Here is a 19,989-nt window from a genome sequence, read left to right on the forward strand (position 1 = left end):
CCCAATAATCGATCAAAAAATACACGTTAAATATGGACTTACAATAATTAACGACCTAGTATGGAATGTGAAGGTCTTGCCATATTTAACAACTAATATTAGTAAATGAACAATAACTGATATTAATCGTAAATAGTTTTGGCGGTGTACCGACTTACATTATTTTATTTGACCAAAGGATTGTGATTAAAATGATATGTAATTTTATCTCTATATTGCGTTTAACGATTATAGAGTTAGCATGATGCGTTATGACTCATCCCACAGTAAATCATCTATACGGATCATATCAGCTGGTTTTGTCATCATCATTTTGTTAGTGATTTTGTTTGCCTATATGGCAGTACAAGAAAACAAAAAACATGCCGATCTCAATACGACAATGTATAAGCACCCCTTTTCTGTCAGTATCGCGGTTTTACAAGCAAGAGGTGACATACTTGCTATGCATCGCTATATGAAGGATGTCGTATTAGCGAGTAATCAAAGTGAATTAGATTCAGCTATCTCTCTGGTAAATCATCATGAACAGGACGTCTTCCGCCATTTTGAGTTAATCAAAGATCGATTTCTTGGCGATAAAGAAAAAATTAATGCCGCTTTCGTGACTTTTATTCAGTGGAAATCTATCCGTGATGAAGTGCTCACGTTGAAGCGCAATAATCAACATCAACTAGCGGCAAGTATTACGAAAGGTAAAGGGGCTGAACATGTTAAAAAATTAAACAAGAGCATGAATTTTTTAACTGATTTTGCTAGGAATAAGGCGATAGAATTAAAGGATACGAGCTTAGACTCCCACGATTTAAGCAAGACTTCTTTTTATTCTTTACTCATCTTTACTATTTTGTCGAGTATTTTTACCGCCATTTTTGTCATATTTCTAGTCAAAAAGGCTGAGAATTCGCGTAAGGAAAGTGAAGAACGGTTTGAAGCTATTTTTAATAATGCTGAAGTGTCTATTTGGAGCGAAGATTTTTCTACCGTTGTTGTAGCCTTAGAAAAGTTAAGGCAAGAAGGTGTCGTTGATTTAAAAAAATACTTGCATGAAAATTTAGATCAAGCTTGGGACTTAGTTGGCATGATAAAAGTTAATTCTGTGAATAATGCCACGTTAAAGCTATTTGGTGCAAAAAGCCAAAGTGAATTTATGACCAAAATCGACAAAACCTTTGGCCCAGATGCTATTGATGTGTTTATAAATGAAATGTGTGCCATTTGGACTAAGCAAGAAACTTTCTTATCAGAAGCAGCTTTTAAAACCATAGATGGTCGGGAAATCAAAGCACTAATATCATTTCAAACACCTTCGTCGACAAACCATTTCCGCAATGTTCCTGTGAGTATTGTTGATATAACTGAACTTAAAAAACTCGAAAAGGAATTAAGATTATCATCGAGAGTGTTCAGCGACACACATGAAGGCATCATAATTACAGATGCAGATAAAATTATCGTTGATGTTAACCCAGCGTTTACTGATATAACAGGTTACAGTAGAGAGGAGGTGATAGGGAAGAAGCCTAACATCTTGAGTTCAGGAAAACACCAACCTCAGTTTTATAGCATGATGTGGCAACAAATAACTGATCAAGGGTATTGGCAAGGTGAAATTTGGAATCGGAGAAAAAATGGTGAAATTTATGCAGAATTACTTACCACCTCATTATTAAAGGACTCAGATGGTCACATAGTTAATTATTTAGGCATGTTTACTGATATCACTCACAGTAAACGCCAGCAAGAAAGTATGCGTCGGATGGCTCATTATGATCAATTGACTGGGTTACCCAATAGAGCTCTCCTGTTCGATCGTTTTAATCAAGCAATTGCACACTCTAAGCGTTCGGGCACATTGCTAGCAGTGTGTTTTCTAGATTTAGATGATTTTAAGCCAGTTAATGATATTTTTGGACATGACGTAGGTGATAAATTGTTGATTGATGTAGCACATCGTCTCAAGCTAGCTTTGCGATCTGAAGATACCGTTTCACGTCTTGGCGGAGATGAATTTTCCCTGTTACTAGGCGATATAAAGTCAAGAAATCAATGTTATGAAATGTTGGAAAGGATTATCCACTCCATTAGTGCTACTTATTTTATCGATGAACATTCAATCAATATTAGCGCATCGATAGGTGTTAGCCTCTCGCCATTAGATGGGATGGAGTTAGACTCATTACTACGTCACGCCGACCATGCTATGTATCAAGCGAAACAAGAAGGAAAGAAAAATTACCAACTGTTTGATTTAGAAAGAGAACAAAAAACTAATCGACGACATGTCAAATCTCAAGAAATTCAGCAGGCTCTTATAAATCATGAGCTTTGTCTATATTATCAACCAAAAGTAAATATGGCGTCAGGCAAACTCATTGGCGTAGAAGCTTTAATTCGTTGGCAACACCCGGTTAAAGGGCTGCTTTCCCCCGTAGATTTTTTACCTTTGATTGAAGGAACAGATATAGAAATTCAAGTAGGGGAGTGGATCATGGAACAAAGCATGACTCAACTTGAACGATTGAATACAGAGGGATTTACTATTGAAATGAGTATCAATGTCTCTTCGATGCAATTCTTAAGTGATTGCTTTCTAGATAGCCTTAAGGCATCTCTCAAACGTCACCATGCAATTAATGCCCGCCACTTCAAGTTAGAGGTGTTAGAAAGTAGTACATTAGGGAACTTGAAGCGCATTAGTAAAATAATCAGCGCTTGTCGCAATGATTTAGGTGTGAAAATTGCCTTAGATGATTTTGGTACAGGTTACTCATCATTATCACACCTGAGACAACTTCCCGCTGATACAATCAAAATAGATCAAAGCTTTGTCCGAGATGTTTTAATCGACCCTGATGATTTTGCAATTATTGATGGTGTCATTGGTTTGAGTAAGTCTTTTAGCCGAGATGTTATTGCCGAAGGAGTAGAAAGCACAGAGCATGGCCTTATGTTACTTTTAATGGGCTGTAAAAATGCACAGGGATATGCTATTTCTAAACCGATTCCTACTGATAAATTAGTCGAGTGGATTAAAGCTTACAAACCTAACAAAATTTGGTCGGAAAGCACTCAGGTGAACATGACTCTTCCAGTCAAGAGGATGAAACAGCTTGAATTAATTTTCAACCATTGGTTGAAGAATGTAGAGCTATTTTTACAAGGTGATGTGGATGTTTCTATAGATTCATGTGTCATGAGTTGTCATTTTGATAAATGGATTATTCGGTTGAGACAGGAAAACTTATTCGAAGATATATGGCTTAATAAACTACAGCAGGCACTAAATGTAGTGAACTTTGTCACTGAAGAGCTTGTTAATAATCGTCAGGCTAATTTCAAACCACCCACCAAAAACGAACTGACTAACTTACATAGTGTATTTGATGATTTACTTTCAGTCTTAGAAAAACAAGCCGTTTTATAGCTAAGTAGTTACGGATATCAACCTTATTTACCTCCATTAGCTGTTGAATAAGAAGGAGTAAAAAATAGATATTATTGAAACAATTGTAAAAATCACAGAATTAAACCACTCTGACTAACATGTGTTTGGTAAGGTAACATGGTGTAAGAAAAAGCCAATGCAGTGAATAATAAAAATAATGCGCTGAGTCTCAATTCATCAGTCGACTATTTATTACTTTGCGTTATACTGCCGCGATAAAATCAAGTTTTTACTATTTGCGGAGAACATTATGCACGATCTTTATTACAAAGGGCGTATTCACACCAGACATAACCATATAAACACCGGTTATAATAATAAACGTGCTGTTAAGCTTGGTAGTGAAAAACATCCTTTAACGTTGGTGGTGGCAAGTGATGAGAGAAAAGCAGAAGTGGCAGCAATTGCTAATGAAAATGAGCTTTTTGCTGACATCACTGTAGATAGTGCTGTTGAAGAAAATATTCTTGAGCTTGAAGGTTTGCTAAACAAGCCAACGACCACTATATTTGACAAAACACCTAATCGTAATGATCCATGTTCGTGTGGTAGTGAGAAAAAATATAAAAAATGTTGTGGTAAATAAAATATTTATTCTGCTGTGATGACTCTCTTTAGTTTAATTTTTCAGATCAGAGGGTCTTTAGCATTGTCGACATCAACACTGGCTACTCCATTATAACTAACCAGTAAGTTTATAAAACTTGAATGTTATTGTAATAAAATATTTGATAATGTGGATCCTGATAAGTACTCAATCGAGTTAGTTACGTTAACGCAAGGAGTCGGTGATGCCAACAAATAAACACAAACGAAAAGCAACTTCTCATGTTAAAACAACTTCAGTAAAAACAGCACCCGCAGGTTTGATTTCGTCTAATCCAAAAGCCTTCGCCTTAGTTGGTTTGTTCTTTGTCGCTTTAGGGGCATATCTTTTAGCATTTGAGTCTCAAAACAACGCCATGTTTGGTGTTGCAATGCTATCTATTATTGCCGGTGGTGCGACAACTATTTACGCAAATTTGACTGTAGCGAGAAAAAAATAAGCTAATTCGCTAAGTTTCGAGGTAAAGTACCTTAGGTTACTGTCGAAATACTCAAGGGATCTATTTCAAAATTTCCCAGCTTTGTGCTCAACTCAGTTAAAATTACGCATTTCCCCTTTCAGAATTTCTTACATTATATTTTTAATGTAATTGTATGATTTTTAACATTAACGTTTGTTTTTTGAACGTAATTAATTAATCCTTCCTTGCGTTGAAAATTGTTACATTATTTACGCTAATAATCTTGCTAAAGAGTAGCATTCTGTCTCAGTTTAGATTAAATTTGCCGCCCTAATTTATTACAGTTAACAAGAGCGCCTTATGTTAGAAAATACTCTCCCTCAACTCGAACAACTGATTGAAGATATCATTGAAAAAAATAACCAGCTAAAAAAGCAAGTGGCTGAACTTGAGCAGCAAAAGTCTTTATTGCTTGACGAAAATGAAACATTGCAACTTGAAGCGCTTGATGGTGAAGAGAAACAAAAACAAACCAACAGTGTATTAACCAGTTTATTAGGTAAATTACAAAGTGTAGAAGAGGTTAATTAATGATTGTTGAAGACTCTAAAGGTATCAGCATTGAAATTATGGGCAAACAACATCAGTTTAATTGCTCAGCTGAACAAGCAGAGGATTTAAATCAAGCAGCTAACAATCTCGCGGTAATGTGTGAAGACATTAAGAAAAAGCATAGTATGGCTAACAACGAACGTGCTTTATTGGTCGCATCAATTAATTTAAGTTATTCACTGTTAATTGCGAATGATAAACTTGAGCGTAACCAGCATGGGCAAGATGCGTTAATTTCTACACTAAAAAGTGCGTTATACCAATCGGATCAATTATCTATAAATGATCAATAATTGATCCATTGAGTATTTTAAACGTTGTGATTTATTCAGTATGACCGCTATCCACTAGTTAGGTACCAGTGATATTGAAAACTTTATTTCTAGGTATATAGCCTCTATATCTACTGTCTGAAGACATATCTTTTAGAGCTATAATACTTGGTGACATTGAGTTGTCTTATATAGGAAAACTTTCATTATGGCTGATGCCAGCATTGAATTTAAAGGTACAAGTTTTACCCTATCAGTATTACATATAAAAACAGCAGAATTAGCGAATATACGGGCAGATTTAGTAAAAAAAGTGTCCCAAGCGCCCGATTTTTTTTATCTCGTTCCAATCGTGGTAAATATTGAACAACTTGATTGTTCAATTGATTATCAAGCGGTCAAAAGCTTAATAGAAGAATTAAAGTTTACTTTTGTCGGTTTTACTGGTGCTGTGGGCAATGAGCAACGCAAACTTATTCGTGAACTTGGCTTTTCTTTTGTTAATACAAGCAAAATTGAACACTCACAAAAAAATCCTCAAGAACAGCAAGCATTAGTAAAAGAACCTCAAGCAATTACTGCTAGCCCTGAAAAGCATTTATTCACTGACAAGATACATCGAGGACAAATTCGATCTGGTCAACAGATTTATGCAAAAGCTCAAAACCTTGTGGTCATTGGCTCAGTTTCAGCAGGTGCAGAAGTGATTGCTGACGGTAACATACATATCTACGGCTCATTACGTGGGCGAGCAATTGCCGGAGCGCAAGGGCACGATAAGGCACAAATTTACTGCCAGAATCTTGAGGCTGAATTAGTTTCTATCAATGGTAATTATTGGCTGAGTGAGTCAATGGAGCAACACTGGGGCTCTCCTGCATTTATTAATTTGACTGATAGCGAATTGTCATCAGCAAAACTTATTTAATTATTAACTTATAAAGGATATTCGGTCTATGGCACGAATAATAGTGGTTACATCAGGCAAGGGTGGTGTTGGTAAAACAACATCAAGCGCTGCAATTGGTCTTGGATTAGCGTTAAAAGGTCATAAAGTTGTGCTAATTGATTTCGATATTGGTCTACGAAACCTTGATCTGATCATGGGTTGTGAACGTCGCGTAGTGTATGACTTTGTTAATGTGATCAATGGTGAAGCAACGTTAAATCAGGCATTAATTAAAGATAAACGCGTTAGCAGTTTATCTATTTTGCCGGCTTCACAAACCCGTGATAAAGATGCGCTAAATAAAGAAAATGTAGGTAAAGTGCTCGAAGAACTTGGCAAAAGCTACGACTTTATTGTCTGTGATTCGCCAGCTGGTATTGAAGCGGGGGCTATGATGGCTCTTTATTATGCGGATGAGGCAGTTGTAACGACCAACCCTGAAGTGTCTTCGGTGCGTGACTCGGATCGAATTTTAGGTATGTTAGCGAGTCGCTCTCGCAGAGCTGAGCTTGGTTTAGAGCCAATTAAAGAACACTTATTGTTAACTCGTTATTCACCAAAACGTGTCGAAGAAGGAGAAATGCTCAGTGTAGAAGATGTTGAAGATATTCTATCTATACCCTTGTTAGGCGTTATTCCAGAATCTCAAGCTGTTCTCAAAGCTTCTAATGCTGGTGAGCCAGTCATCTTAGATACTGAAAGTGATGCAGGTAAGGCTTATCAAGACGTTATAGATCGTCTTTTAGGTGAAACAGTTGATTTCAGGTTTTTAGTTGCCGAGAAAAAAGGCATTTTCAGTCGTATGTTTGGAGGATAACATGGCACTTTTAGATTATTTTTTACGTAAAAAAGAAAAGCAAGTCACAACAGCATCTAAAGCTAAAGAACGTCTGCAAATCATTGTTGCCCATGAGCGTAATAATCGAAATAAACAGCCAGATTATTTACCACAACTGACGGAAGATATTCTTAAAGTATTACGTAAATATATTAAAGTATCTGATGAAAGTTTTTCGATCAATCTAGATAAAAAAGATGGCGATTTAAACGTATTAGAACTAAATATTGAATTACATGATGAGCAGAAAACAGGCTAGACTTTTCTGTGTTAAGCTACCAACTGGCATTGTAAAATTATCCGGTTGGTAGAATTATCTTTTGTTTGCAATTACCTGATAAAACTGACAGTTTAACTCAATTCACCACGTAAGTTTTTTTCCATTTGCCGGCACATTTCATCATAGGGTAAGTTTTTACTTAATAAATAATGTAATTTGGTTAATGTCGCTTCTAGAGTCATATCATGGCCACTAATAACGCCTGTCTCGCTCAAAGCATTACCTGTCGCATATCCCGACATATTTACCGTACCTTTGATACATTGACTACAATTAACCACTACAATACCTTGCTCTTTAGCTTTTCTTAAACAAGCAAGTAATGCCTTATCTTGTGGCGCATTACCTACACCATAACTTCGTAAAATAAGTGCTTTGACAGGTTGTTTTATTACGTTTTCAATGACTTCGCTACTTATGCCAGGGTATAAATGAACAACACCGACTGGTTGTGGTGTCATTGTTGAAAGTTGCAAAGATTCAACATTGTCTACAGAATGAGCTAGAGTACCTGCAACCAACTGAATGTTAATACCAGCTTCAAGTAATACTGGCATGTTAGGTGAGTCAAATGCATTGAAACCATCAGCATAGGCTTTAATACAGCGATTACCACGATAAAGTTTGTTATTAAAAAACAAGCTAACTTCACTAATTGGGTAGTTAGCAGCTATGAATAACGCATTGAGTACATTGACTTGTCCATCTGAGCGTAGTTGACTTAATGGAATTTGTGAGCCCGTAACAATAACGGGTTTACTCAAATTCTCGAACATAAATGATAAAGCCGAGCTGGTATAAGCCATGGTATCAGTACCGTGTAATACCACGAATCCATCGTAATCATCATAATTAGCTTTAATGTCGTTGGCGATACGTTGCCAATCACTCGGTGTCATGTTTGATGAATCAATTAATGGCTGATATTCACTGATGGTAAAATCTGGCATTTCACTACGATGAAACTCAGGTAGGGCATTGATAGATTCAGTAAGATGGCCTTTAGCTGGGACAAAACCCTGAGTACTTTGCATCATGCCTATGGTGCCGCCAGTGTAAGCAACGTAAATTCTTTTTTTCATCATAACTTTGACTACTTATTCTCTTTCGATAAATTAATGTGATCGGTATTCATTAATATGTGAGTAATGATTTATCTGACCGTTTTGAGATGAGTCATAGTATATCTTAGCAACTGTGATATTTACTATAGTCGTAACATCAATTGCTTTAATTTACGGACAAATGAGTGATTGCAGCTAGATTAAAATGAGGGCGTTTGACAAGAAATATGACATAAAAAAGAGGTAGTTAATTACTTAACTACCTCTTCAAAATAATACGAGTTGACGTTCAATTGAGTATTATGTTTCTACTTCAGCTAACAATGAGCTTAATTCGCACCACAGGCAATACATAAAGTATAGCGACCTTGTGGATCATTAAATTGATTCATCAGCTTTAACTCGTCTGTCATCATGGTAATAAACTGTGATAACGGTTTGTTCTTCACTGAATGAGTCGCTAAGTCAATTGAAAACAGTTCTTCATTAGCTGAGAATAAACTTACTAATGTTGTAGATTGCCCCAATAACTGTTGCATGATTTTATTACGTGGTGATTGTTCTTTTTCAATCAATAAGGTGTCGTATTGTTCAAGCTTTGCCAGTGTTGCAGCAGCTACAACAGCATCAGTTAAATTTCCGAGTTCATCAACCAACCCTAGTTCTTTTGCTTTTTTACCTGACCAAACACGTCCTTGAGCAATAGCATCAACTTCCTCTAATGTCATATCGCGATTAGTTGCAACCAGTTGTATAAATTCTTGATACCCTCGGTTAATTGATAGTTGGAATAAATTTGCCATACCTGGAGTCAAGGCTTGAGTTGGCCCAAATCCGGCAATATCAGTGGTGCCTACACCATCAGTATGAATGCCCATTTTGCTTAATGAATCTTCGAACGTCATCATCATACCAAAAATACCGATAGATCCTGTGATGGTAGAGGGGGCTGCATATATTTTATCTGCAGGCGCTGAAATCCAGTAACCTCCTGATGCAGCGTAAGTACCCATTGAAGCAATGACAGGCTTACCTGCTTTTTTCAATAGTTCAACTTCTTGACGAATAATTTCAGAGGCGTAAGCACTGCCACCAGGACTATCTACGCGTAGTACTACCGCTTTAACGTTATCATTGTTGCGTGCTTTACGTAGTAATTTTGCGGTACTGTCACCACCAATGGTGCCAGGCTTTTGTGTGCCATCTAATATGTTGCCTTTTGCAACAACAATAGCAACTCTATCGATATTTTTACCTGTAAGCTCTGCACTTTTATCTAACGAAGAATTAGTCGCAGCCATATAATCTTTGTAACCAATATGGCTATAACTATCGCCTTTTTTGTTGGTACCCACCAATTCAATGAGTTCGCTGCGCATTTCATGGCGAGATTTTAATTGATCAACCCAGTTATTTTTAAGTGCATATTGAGCGAAACTGCTGTCAGCGGCGCTAAATTTAGCTACTAAATTATCTATATTTTCATCAAAATTGTCGATACCAAAACCTCGACGATTAGCAACATCTTCTTTATATTGCATCCATAAATCAGCTAACCATAGTTTGTTAGCTTTCTTGGCTGCCTCTGACATATCATCACGAATAAAAGGTTCGACCGCTGATTTGAACGTACCTACACGGAATATGTGCTGGTTAATTGCTAATTTCTCTAATGCCGTTTTAAAATACATTTTATAGCGGCCATAACCATCAAGTAACATAAAACCTTGTGGGTTTAACCAGATATCGTTAGCAGTACTGGCAAGATAATATTGGTCCTGTGAGAATTGGTCACCCAAGGCAATAATTTGTTTACCACTAGTTTTAAAGTCCTCTAGTGCTGCAGCAATGTCTTGCAACTTAGTTAACCCTGCTCGGTTTAAACCTTGCAGTTGTAAAACTAATATTTCTACCCGATCATCTTTTTTAGCTGTTCCAATAACATCAATAATATCAGCCAATAAAACTTCAGGCTTTTCATCTTTTTGTTCCATGGCTTCACTTAAAAAAGCTTCCATTGGATCAACTTCACGTTTTTGCTCTACTACATCACCGACGAGATTGAGTACTAAGGCTGCTTTATCAGGTACCGGAACTTGTTCTTCACCACTAGAGAGAATAATGCCAATAAATGAAAATAACAGTATAAAAAATACTAGGTTTAGCACAAAAGAGCGGGTAAACGTAAATACACGCCAGATTGAAGAAAAGATCCGTTTAATAATGCCTGGATTATTATTCATATATATTTATCTTAAATTGATTAAATTAAAAACTCAGAGCTATACTACCTTAATGTTCACTAAAACTTAACATACGACCTAAGCTAGATTGTAACTATTTATGGCAATTGCCTTTTTACATCAATTAATATAACTTTTTCTGCTTTTTACAAGATGATTTGAAAGACTTTTTAGCTTTCAACGTTCTTATAACTAATCATTATTTTTATTAAAAGATACCCACTATGCAAAGATTACAATATTACTACCAAACCTTTCTAGCAAAGCTCAAAAACTTTGATGGTATCCCCGCCTTACTAATAAGGTTATACCTTGCTCCTGTATTTATCATGGCTGGCTTTAGTAAAACTCAATTACTTAATGAAGAAGTCACAGGTTTTAGTGCCTTTATGGCTGACCCTAATATCATTGCCTGGTTTGGTAACAGCGATTGGGGCTTAGGTTTACCCTTTCCGGCATTATTAGCTAATCTAGTCATCTTGGTGGAATTTTTTGGCGGTTGGTTATTACTAGTAGGTGCGCTAACACGTTTAATCAGTATTCCCTTAATGTTTACTATGATCGTTGCTGCTACTTCTGTGCATGCAGAAAATGGTTGGTTTGCCATCACACCGACTAATAGTGATATTAGCCCAGCTAAAGTGGCTACTTGGCTTGGTATTGATAGTGCTCAAGCTAGTTTAGATAATAGTGAACAAACAGCTACGCGACTTGAAAAAATGCGAGAGTTAATTGAAGAAAATGGTAATACTGATTGGCTTTATGAGAAGGGTAATATTGTAGTGTTAAACAATGGGATCGAGTTTTCAACCACGTATTTTATCATGTTACTTTCGTTGTTCTTTATTGGCGCGGGACGCTATACCAGCGTTGATCATTTTGTTGCCAATCGATTTTTGATAGAAGAGAAACGCTTTAGTTAGCTAAATCTCTGATACCACATTGTGTTGTTGAAATGATCATCTGATTTTACAAGCCAGCAAAACTAAAAAAGCTGAACAGAATATATTTCTGTTCAGCTTTTTTTATCGGCACTTCTAAAATACTAACATTTACTGGTTTAGACTATTAAAAGCGGATTATTTATTGGATGGTTAACGACCTAACAACTTCTTTTTTGACTGAGGCAATAAATGGCCAAAGTGATAAATACTTAATCCTAATATCACCATAAAGGCTCCTAGTATCAACTTGTCATTGATAATTTCACCATTTAACAATGCTCCCAAGGTCAAAGCGATCACTGGGGTAATAAGCGTAATCAAGGTTACATTACTGGCAGATAACTTTTGTAGCACGGTAAAGTAAGCATAAAAACCAATCAATGAGCCAAATACACCTAAATATACGGTTGCCCAAATTGATCTTGCTTGCCAAGTATCAATGGGTAAAGTGCCATCTAGTACTAACCAAGTAATTAGAAACAACGGGGTGGCAACTGATAACGCCCCCACAGTCGTTGCTAGCGGATGAATTGCGAGCGAGATACTTTTAACTAATACACCACTTAAACTAAAGAAGAATACCGCTATTAATATAAAAATGACTCCGTAAATACCATTTTCCGCTACATTGAAGTTGTCTGAGCAAACAATGGCCAAGCCCACTAATGAAATAGCCATAGAGAATTTACGCATAGCACTTATACTTGGCTCTGCTAGTATTTTCCTTGCTAACAAGGCTGAAATAACGGGTGACAGTCCAAAAACTAAGGAAATGACGCCTGAAGATAAATAAGCAGCCGATAAATAAGAGAATAACATGCCGCCAAAGATACCTAAGGCTGAAAAACTGTATAGCTTTAATGCTTGTTTGTGCCAAGGAATATGAATATTTCTTACTTTAATCACAAGAGCTCCTAATACTAAAGCGATCAGCATTCTGGCTAATACAGCTAAACTTGGATTAATTGATTCGCTACTCCATACGATGCCTAGCGGTGTAGTAGACCAAATTAATAGTACTGCTAAATAGGCAATTGACACTGACATTTCTTTCTCCTTTTTTTTACGTTTAAAATTGCTAGCTGCGGTTAAGTTGGCTGTATGTCTCCAGCAGACTGCAGATTTTTACGGTTTTATTTGTAAGGAATAATCGAGAAACAAAAAAGCCGCAAAAGATGATTTCTGCGGCTTTAAAAGTGAACTAATTAATGATTTGATTAATTTTGATTTTTTAATGCACCGCAGAGGGAAGGCCAATTTGACTGGCCCTTAACTAGCCACAGTCGATTGACTATAAACAGACAGCTAACAGCAACTGCTTTATAGGTTCGAATATTTGTTATGGCCAGTAGGGTGCTTTTCATTGTTTAATTAATCTTAATAATGTTGATTTTTAATTTACATTTAAGTTACGTTTCATCTTGGCGGTTGAGTTAATTTAAGTCAAGGATAAAAATAATTACTTTGTGTTTAATGTAATTATTTCTGATAACTAGGTGCACAAGCTTGAACTTAAGGATAAACTTTAGCAATAACCACTTGTTAGAAGTACTTTATGGACGCTATTGAATTATTATTACAACGACAATCAACGCCAGTTTTAACAGAGCCTGCGCCTAATGAAGCAGATCTATCGACAATATTATCCGCAGGTATGCGAGTACCAGACCACGGCGGATTGAAACCTTGGCATTTCCATGTGATCACAGGACAAGGCTTACAACGCTTAAGTGATCTTTATGTAGAAGCAACCACTATTAATCTTGCTAAGCAAACAGGCTTACTTGAAGGAGCCAACATTGATGAGCAAGCGCTAAAAGAAAAAATGGCAAAGGTCGCAAAAATGCCGTTTCGAGCTCCTATGATTATTGTCATTTCAACCCAATATGTTGAACATAACAAAGTGCCATTGCAAGAGCAGTTAATTACCGCGGGTTGTTGTGCTCAGGCTATGCAAATGGCTGCATTTTCTCTAGGCTATGGCGCTATGTGGCGTACCGGTGATTTAGCCTATGATGAAACAGTTAAACAAGGTTTAGGCCTTGAAGCGGGCAATGAGATTGCTGGCTTTTTATATATAGGTACACCAAAGAAAGAATGTAATACTAAACCAGCAAAAGATTATCAGGATAAAGTCACTTACTGGCAATCATAACAAAACTTTATATCTTATTGAAAAACCGATTATTACATTCAAATAAGTGTGTTGTCTTAGGTTATGGATTGATATTTACACTATTTATATAAACCATAAAAATGGATTTTTATATGTTAAGAAGAATAGTTATAACTTCGATCTTATTTAGTTTAGTTACGGTTTTATATGTAAATTATAATCGCAATAGCGTTATAACTCAGCAGTACGATGTAAGCATGTTGAGTTCAGACTATAATTCGCAAGATATTAATATTAAAAGTGGTATTTCAACTAGCGAGCCTTCACAGGGAAAAGCTCAAAATAATTCAACAGAAGATAATCAGAGCTTCGATTTTTTAAACTGTTTACAGCGTATCGATTTTGATTTCTTAAAACTCTCATTTGATGAAGAAGAAGATAAGAATAAAACCGAACAGTATCTCCAATCAAGTGAAAGCTATTTTTCTATGGCTGACCCTCTATACTATGCTCTGTATGCAACACCACCAGAAGGAGAAAATAGGTTAAGTTTACTATTTGAATACTTTGAACAAGATCCCAGTAACCCAATTGTTGCTAGTGATATTATTTCTTTATGTGCGAATTCTTCAGATAACAGGTGTACTAAAAGTTTAATCAAACAGGCGATAAGCTTCGATCGAGATAATGGAGCTACTTGGTTGTATGCTGCGAATTTCTACGCAGCTAAAGACGATATTGAGAATTTTATTAATTCTATAGTTGAACTTGAGAAATCACAATTATTTAACGAAAGATATGGCGAGAAACTACTTTTATATACAAATGCATTAGAAGGCTCACCGCAAAACAATTTTCAGGCAAACATTATCGCGGCTATAGGAAAACTAGCAACTGCAGAATCAAATGGTTATTCTTCAATAATTCAATGGTGTATAAGAGACTTACAAGAGTCAATTAAAACTAATGCTTGTTTATCATTAGGTCAACAACTTGAAAGGCGAAGTATACGCATTGGAAGTAAAGTGATTGGCATAACACTCCAGAGTAAAATCTCTGAATTTCAAGGTAATATCGAAGCTATTAAATTACGACAAAAAAAAATACAATCACTAACTGACAGTTTACGGGGTAACATAACTGAAAAATCCCATTATATGATGCTCTTAGATGATAGGTTGATGAGATTTTGGCTGAACAATCTAGATTTATATGGTGAAATTGAATCGATGAGGTTAGTCGCTAAAGAAACAGAAACCCTTTATAAAGATGAATATTCTGTATGTACTCTACTATATCAAGCCCTAGGTGACTTCATTTAGAGCAAGCTAATTTAAGCGGTTTAATGAAGTTGTAAACGTTGTTTAGTTATTAGTATTAGCGTCTAAATAATTGAATTGACAAAATAATATAAAAAAGGCGACATCATGTCGCCTTTTTCGAATTTGTCACATTAACTAGAACAATTAAAACGCAGCGTTGTTAGGCGTTCTCGGGAATGGAATCACGTCACGTACGTTTTGCATGCCTGTTGCATACGCCACTAAACGTTCAAAACCTAAACCAAAACCTGAATGAGGCACTGTGCCGTAACGACGTAAGTCTCTATACCAACCGTAATCAGCAACATCTAAGCCCATTTCTTCTAAACGACTATCTAATACGTCGAGTCTTTCTTCACGTTGACTACCACCTATGATTTCGCCGATACCTGGCGCTAAAATATCCATAGCAGCAACCGTTTTACCGTCATCATTTAAACGCATGTAGAATGATTTAATGTCTTTCGGGTAGTTTTGCAAAACAACCGGACCGTTAAAGTGCTCTTCAGCTAAGTAACGTTCGTGTTCAGAGTTTAAATCTACGCCCCAAGATACTGGGTTTTCGAATTTCTTCGAGCAGTTCTCTAAGATAGTGATAGCGTCCGTGTAATCAAGGCGAACAAAATCGGTATTAATAACAGAGTCTAAACGCTCAAGAACAGTCTTATCGACACGCTGCTGGAAGAAAGCCATATCATCAGCACGTTCTTCAAGTACCGCTTTAAACACATACTTTAGCATTTCTTCAGCTAAATCAGCTGCATCAGATAAGTCGGCGAAGGCTATTTCAGGTTCAACCATCCAAAACTCAGCTAAGTGACGGGTAGTATTAGAGTTTTCTGCTCTAAACGTAGGGCCAAAAGTATATACTTTTGATAACGCGTTACAATAAGTCTCTACGTTTAATTGGCCAGATACCGTAAGAAACGTTTCTTTGCCAAAAAAGTCTTTGTTGTAATCAACTTTGCCTTCATCGTTACGTGGTAAGTTTTCCATGTCCAATGTACTAACACGGAACATCTCACCAGCACCTTCACAATCACTCCCAGTGATCAGTGGAGTACTTATCCAGAAATAACCTTTACTGTGCAAAAATCTATGAACCGCTTGTGCTAAACAGTTACGCACACGTGTAACGGCGCCACCAATATTAGTACGTGCACGTAAATGAGCTTGTTCACGTAGAAATTCAATACTATGACGTTTAGCAGCCATAGGGTAAGTATCAGGGTCTTCAACAAAACCTAAGACTTCTACCGCAGTTGCTTGAATTTCAAATGCTTGGCCTTTACCAGGAGATTCAACCAAAATACCGGTTACTTTGACAGAACAGCCAGTCGTTAATTTAAGAATATCGCTTTCATAATTGTCGAGTTCATTAGGTACAATGGCTTGAATAGCATCAAAACATGAACCGTCATGTAATGCTAAAAATGAAATACCAGCTTTTGAGTCACGGCGTGTTCTTATCCAACCGTGGACGGTAATGCTCTCATTAACAGGGAATTTTCCTGCTAATACATCAGTAATTGCTATAACTGACATTTAATGACCTCTTATTCTTATGTAAATGATTGAAATTGCGTTATGCCAGTAGTTTACGTGCTACCTATCCACGTTAGGTGAAGGATAAAGTTAAACTAAATGGCATTATGCTGAAAATGGGGTGATATGTTACCGTGACAAGGCTGAAATGCAATGCTTAATTGCATCGAACAATAACAAATAGCTATAGGGTTAATTAATTATCCCTTTGCTATAGTAGTATAAAGCGCATAAACGGATGAAAGCTGGGGCAATGAAAAAAAATAGTGATGATCACACTAATATAAAGCAAAAAGCTGACAGACGAGTAGCGACAGACTTTTGGAGTTACACGCAAGTTGTTTTAGTTCTGCTAAGTTGGTTGCTTTTCATAATCGCTTTGGTGATGTCTTATTACGCTGCACCAGATAAAGATTATGGCGTGCTACGCTATTATGACATTGAGATTCGTCAATTTTGGTTAACACCATTAACCGGTTATCTTTATATTTTATTATGGCTCAGTGCATTGGGCAGTTATTTAGCATTGATGACAGATAAATATCGTAGCCGGCGTCGCAGTGACGCTCCCTTAGGAAATTTAATGTTTCTATTGGCTATTAACTTAACGTGGTTAGTATATATCTTAGTTAAGGCACAGTAATTTCCATAGATATAAATGACTGTACCTTTAACAATTAACTTTTTAACGAGTTATTCATTTATTAAATTAAAACACTCGTCTTCGTCTAGAACGGTTGCCATTGCATTAACTAATGTCTTTAATTGCTCGGTGTTAATGATAAGTGGTGGAATGATATAGATCAGTGGGCCAAAAGGCCTAATCCAAACCCCTAATTCAACAAAACGTTTTTGTATCTGTGCTACGTTGACACTTTGTTTGCACTCAATAGCACCAATACTGCCCAAAACACGTGTATCTTTTACTCTAACGTGTTTGTTTAGAGGGGTAATATGCTCAACAAGGGTCTCTTCAATAGCGTGTACTTGAGATTGCCAATCATTTGCTAATAATAAATCGATACTGGCATTTGCAACGGCACAGGCGAGGGCATTTCCCATAAAGGTAGGCCCATGCATGAAACAACCGGCAGCGCCTTCACTAATGGTTTGTGCAATGTGCGAACTACATAATGTTGCCGCTAAAGTAATATAACCGCCTGTGAGTGTTTTACCTAGACACATAATATCTGGCGTAATGCCTGACCACTCACACGCGAACAGTTTACCGGTCCTGCCAAAACCTGTGGCGATTTCATCGGCTATCAGTAACACATCATATTTATCACAAAGTAAACGACACGCTTTTAAATATTCCGGGTGGTAAAAACGCATGCCCCCGGTACCCTGTACGATCGGCTCGATGATAAAAGCAGCAATTTCGTTATGGTGTTGTTCAAATAAGGCTGATAGTTCAGTAATGTCATTATTTGACCATTTATCTCCAAACTTAATTGAAGGGGCTGGTGCAAAATAATGCTGCATTAATACCTGTTCAAATATTTGATGCATGCCAGTAACAGGATCACATACTGACATTGCAGCAAAAGTATCACCATGATAACCGTTCTTAACCGTAAATAATTTTGTTTTAGTTAAGGGGGTTTTCTTTTTTTCAGCCACTGCATGTTGATACTGTAGAGCCATTTTCATTGCGACTTCAACACTTACTGAACCGGAATCAGATAAAAAAACTTTATCTAAACCATCAGGGGTTAAGCTAATTAACTTTTCACATAAGGTAATCGCACTTTTATGGGTTAAACCACCAAACATTACATGCGACATTTTTGCCGATTGCTCTTGTAGGGCCTTGTTTAAAGCTGGATGATTATAACCATGCAAAACAGACCACCATGATGACATACCATCAATAAGTTCTTCACCACTGGCTAAATTAATCGTTACGCCATTTGCACTATCAACTAAATAGCTTGGCAAAGGCTCAGACATTGAAGTATATGGATGCCAAACGTTCTCTTTATCAAAAAGAAGTAGCGAATTTTGTTCGGAAGGCGTTAAATCTGTATGTTTATTGTGCATTTGTTAACCAAAGAAGTTATTAATCGTTGACATCATGAGTAGTCTGGCTAGACTACTCGTTAAGTTAATTAGATGCAATTGAGTTCTATGTCAGATTTAAATATATCAGAAGCAGTACAATCACCAGAGTTATCTTCACAATCAAAGTCGTTAAACTCTACCGTTCGCCACAATTGGAATTTAAAAGAAGTAGAAGCATTATTTGCTATGCCTTTTAATGATCTAATGTTTAAAGCACAAACGGTTCATAGAGAAAACTTTAATGCTAATGAAGTACAAGTTAGTACTTTGTTATCTATTAAAACGGGTGCTTGTCCAGAGGACTGTAAATACTGCTCTCAAAGTGCACGCAATAAAACTGACTTAGAAAAAGAAAGCTTATTAGCTGTTGAAAAAGTATTAGAAGCAGCACAACGCGCCAAAGAAATGGGCTCTACCCGTTTTTGTATGGGCGCAGCATGGCGTAACCCGAAAGAACGCGATATGCCCTATGTACTTGATATGGTTAAAAGTGTTAAAGCACTTGGTATGGAAACATGCATGACCTTAGGTATGTTATCGGGTGATCAAGCTGATCAGTTAAATGACGCTGGCTTAGATTATTATAACCATAACTTAGATACCTCTCCTGAGCATTACAATCAAATTATTACTACGCGTACATACCAAGATAGGCTTGATACCTTAAGTAATGTTCGTGGTGCCGGCATGAAAGTATGTAGTGGTGGTATTGTTGGTTTAGGTGAAAAATCTGTAGATCGCTCATCTTTATTAATTCAACTTGCTAATTTAAGTCCGCAGCCTGAAAGTGTGCCAATTAACATGTTAGTTAAAGTTGAAGGTACCCCATTAGCTGATGTTGATGATTTAGAGAGTTTTGATTTTATCCGTTGTATTGCTGTTGCGCGTATTATGATGCCAAAAAGTCATGTGCGTTTATCAGCGGGACGTACCGCTATGAATGAGCAAATGCAAGCCATGTGTTTCTTAGCGGGTGCTAACTCTATTTTTTATGGTTGCAAACTACTTACTGCTGAAAACCCTGAAACGAATCAAGATATTGCATTGTTTGAAAAACTCGGCATAAATACCGAAACTGTAGCTGGCGATACTGAGCTATCTGACAAGATTATTAAAACTGCGATTGTTGATCAGCAAAATAGTGATTTATTTTATAATGCTTCAGCATAAGCGCTTTAAAAGCGATCTGGTTTTGGTGTAAGAAAATTAAATTAGGGTTTAATCACTTTCTTCAACAGAAATGGTGTTTAATCCCTATATCTCTTTGATAAGCTTGTCCCTTTAA

Annotated in this window: 18 protein-coding genes; 13 read left to right on the forward strand and 5 right to left on the reverse strand. The window is 36.7% G+C overall.

Features of this window, described 5'->3' with window-relative positions; all coding sequences use genetic code 11:
- Window positions 1–241 precede the first annotated feature (241 nt).
- From ND2E_RS0121315 to minE, 8 genes are all read left to right on the forward strand, one after another.
- Window positions 242–3,427 carry an EAL domain-containing protein gene (locus ND2E_RS0121315; RefSeq protein ID WP_052056298.1) on the forward strand — a complete coding sequence of 1,062 codons (3,186 nt, stop codon included), beginning with the start codon at window positions 242–244 and terminating at the stop codon, window positions 3,425–3,427.
- A 271-nt stretch (window positions 3,428–3,698) separates the two neighbouring features.
- Window positions 3,699–4,034, forward strand: coding sequence for a PBPRA1643 family SWIM/SEC-C metal-binding motif protein (locus ND2E_RS15360; RefSeq protein WP_033092981.1), 336 nt, complete (start codon window positions 3,699–3,701; stop codon window positions 4,032–4,034).
- Between the two features lie 205 nt (window positions 4,035–4,239).
- Window positions 4,240–4,494: a hypothetical protein gene (locus ND2E_RS15355; protein ID WP_033092982.1), complete on the forward strand. Its 255-nt coding sequence runs from the start codon at window positions 4,240–4,242 to the stop codon at window positions 4,492–4,494.
- 321 nt (window positions 4,495–4,815) lie between these two features.
- The gene (locus ND2E_RS15350) at window positions 4,816–5,046 is read left to right on the forward strand and encodes a hypothetical protein (RefSeq protein WP_033092983.1); all 231 of its coding nucleotides are present in this window, start codon (window positions 4,816–4,818) and stop codon (window positions 5,044–5,046) included.
- Window positions 5,046–5,360 (forward strand): cell division protein ZapA, encoded by a 315-nt coding sequence (locus tag ND2E_RS15345; protein ID WP_033092984.1) that lies wholly within the window; start codon window positions 5,046–5,048, stop codon window positions 5,358–5,360. The genes ND2E_RS15350 and ND2E_RS15345 overlap by 1 nt, the downstream gene beginning before the upstream one ends.
- A 187-nt stretch (window positions 5,361–5,547) precedes the next feature.
- Window positions 5,548–6,267, forward strand: coding sequence for a septum site-determining protein MinC (minC, locus tag ND2E_RS15340; protein ID WP_033092985.1), 720 nt, complete (start codon window positions 5,548–5,550; stop codon window positions 6,265–6,267).
- Between the two features lie 28 nt (window positions 6,268–6,295).
- Complete coding sequence (minD, locus tag ND2E_RS15335) at window positions 6,296–7,105, forward strand: septum site-determining protein MinD (RefSeq protein WP_033092986.1); 810 nt, start codon at window positions 6,296–6,298, stop codon at window positions 7,103–7,105.
- Window position 7,106: 1 nt separating this feature from the next.
- Entirely contained in the window at window positions 7,107–7,385 is a 279-nt protein-coding gene (gene minE / locus ND2E_RS15330) for a cell division topological specificity factor MinE (protein WP_033092987.1), read from the forward strand.
- A 92-nt stretch (window positions 7,386–7,477) separates the two neighbouring features.
- On the opposite strand, the gene ansA is transcribed toward minE, so the two are convergent.
- On the reverse strand, window positions 7,478–8,491 hold the full coding sequence (ansA, locus tag ND2E_RS15325; RefSeq protein WP_033092988.1) for an asparaginase: 1,014 nt from the start codon (window positions 8,489–8,491) through the stop codon (window positions 7,478–7,480).
- Between the two features lie 308 nt (window positions 8,492–8,799).
- Window positions 8,800–10,713 (reverse strand): signal peptide peptidase SppA, encoded by a 1,914-nt coding sequence (gene sppA / locus ND2E_RS15320; RefSeq protein WP_033092989.1) that lies wholly within the window; start codon window positions 10,711–10,713, stop codon window positions 8,800–8,802.
- A 224-nt stretch (window positions 10,714–10,937) separates the two neighbouring features.
- Here sppA and ND2E_RS15315 point away from each other — a divergent pair, with 224 nt between their 5' ends.
- Window positions 10,938–11,636 carry an HvfX family Cu-binding RiPP maturation protein gene (locus tag ND2E_RS15315; RefSeq protein WP_033092990.1) on the forward strand — a complete coding sequence of 233 codons (699 nt, stop codon included), beginning with the start codon at window positions 10,938–10,940 and terminating at the stop codon, window positions 11,634–11,636.
- Between the two features lie 171 nt (window positions 11,637–11,807).
- Here ND2E_RS15315 and ND2E_RS15310 read toward each other — a convergent pair whose 3' ends face one another.
- Window positions 11,808–12,704, reverse strand: coding sequence for a DMT family transporter (locus ND2E_RS15310; protein WP_033092991.1), 897 nt, complete (start codon window positions 12,702–12,704; stop codon window positions 11,808–11,810).
- A gap of 508 nt (window positions 12,705–13,212) precedes the next feature.
- Here ND2E_RS15310 and ND2E_RS15305 point away from each other — a divergent pair.
- Together ND2E_RS15305 and ND2E_RS15300 are read left to right on the forward strand one after the other, a co-directional pair.
- Window positions 13,213–13,812, forward strand: a complete 600-nt coding sequence (locus tag ND2E_RS15305) for a nitroreductase family protein (RefSeq protein ID WP_033092992.1) — start codon at window positions 13,213–13,215, stop codon at window positions 13,810–13,812.
- A gap of 113 nt (window positions 13,813–13,925) precedes the next feature.
- Complete coding sequence (locus tag ND2E_RS15300) at window positions 13,926–15,095, forward strand: hypothetical protein (RefSeq protein ID WP_033092993.1); 1,170 nt, start codon at window positions 13,926–13,928, stop codon at window positions 15,093–15,095.
- A gap of 144 nt (window positions 15,096–15,239) precedes the next feature.
- Here the strand turns inward: ND2E_RS15300 and asnS are convergent, their stop codons facing one another.
- Entirely contained in the window at window positions 15,240–16,640 is a 1,401-nt protein-coding gene (gene asnS, locus ND2E_RS15295; RefSeq protein WP_033092994.1) for an asparagine--tRNA ligase, read from the reverse strand.
- Between the two features lie 253 nt (window positions 16,641–16,893).
- Between asnS and ND2E_RS15290 the strand changes: the two genes are divergently transcribed.
- Entirely contained in the window at window positions 16,894–17,283 is a 390-nt protein-coding gene (locus tag ND2E_RS15290) for a hypothetical protein (protein ID WP_033093032.1), read from the forward strand.
- Window positions 17,284–17,333: 50 nt separating this feature from the next.
- Here ND2E_RS15290 and bioA read toward each other — a convergent pair whose 3' ends face one another.
- Window positions 17,334–18,683 (reverse strand): adenosylmethionine--8-amino-7-oxononanoate transaminase, encoded by a 1,350-nt coding sequence (gene bioA, locus ND2E_RS15285; RefSeq protein WP_033092995.1) that lies wholly within the window; start codon window positions 18,681–18,683, stop codon window positions 17,334–17,336.
- An 87-nt stretch (window positions 18,684–18,770) separates the two neighbouring features.
- Here bioA and bioB point away from each other — a divergent pair, with 87 nt between their 5' ends.
- Window positions 18,771–19,874, forward strand: a complete 1,104-nt coding sequence (bioB, locus tag ND2E_RS15280; protein ID WP_052056306.1) for a biotin synthase BioB — start codon at window positions 18,771–18,773, stop codon at window positions 19,872–19,874.
- Window positions 19,875–19,989 lie beyond the last annotated feature (115 nt).

It is taken from the genome of Colwellia psychrerythraea (assembly GCF_000764225.1).
GTDB lineage: Bacteria > Pseudomonadota > Gammaproteobacteria > Enterobacterales > Alteromonadaceae > Colwellia > Colwellia psychrerythraea_D.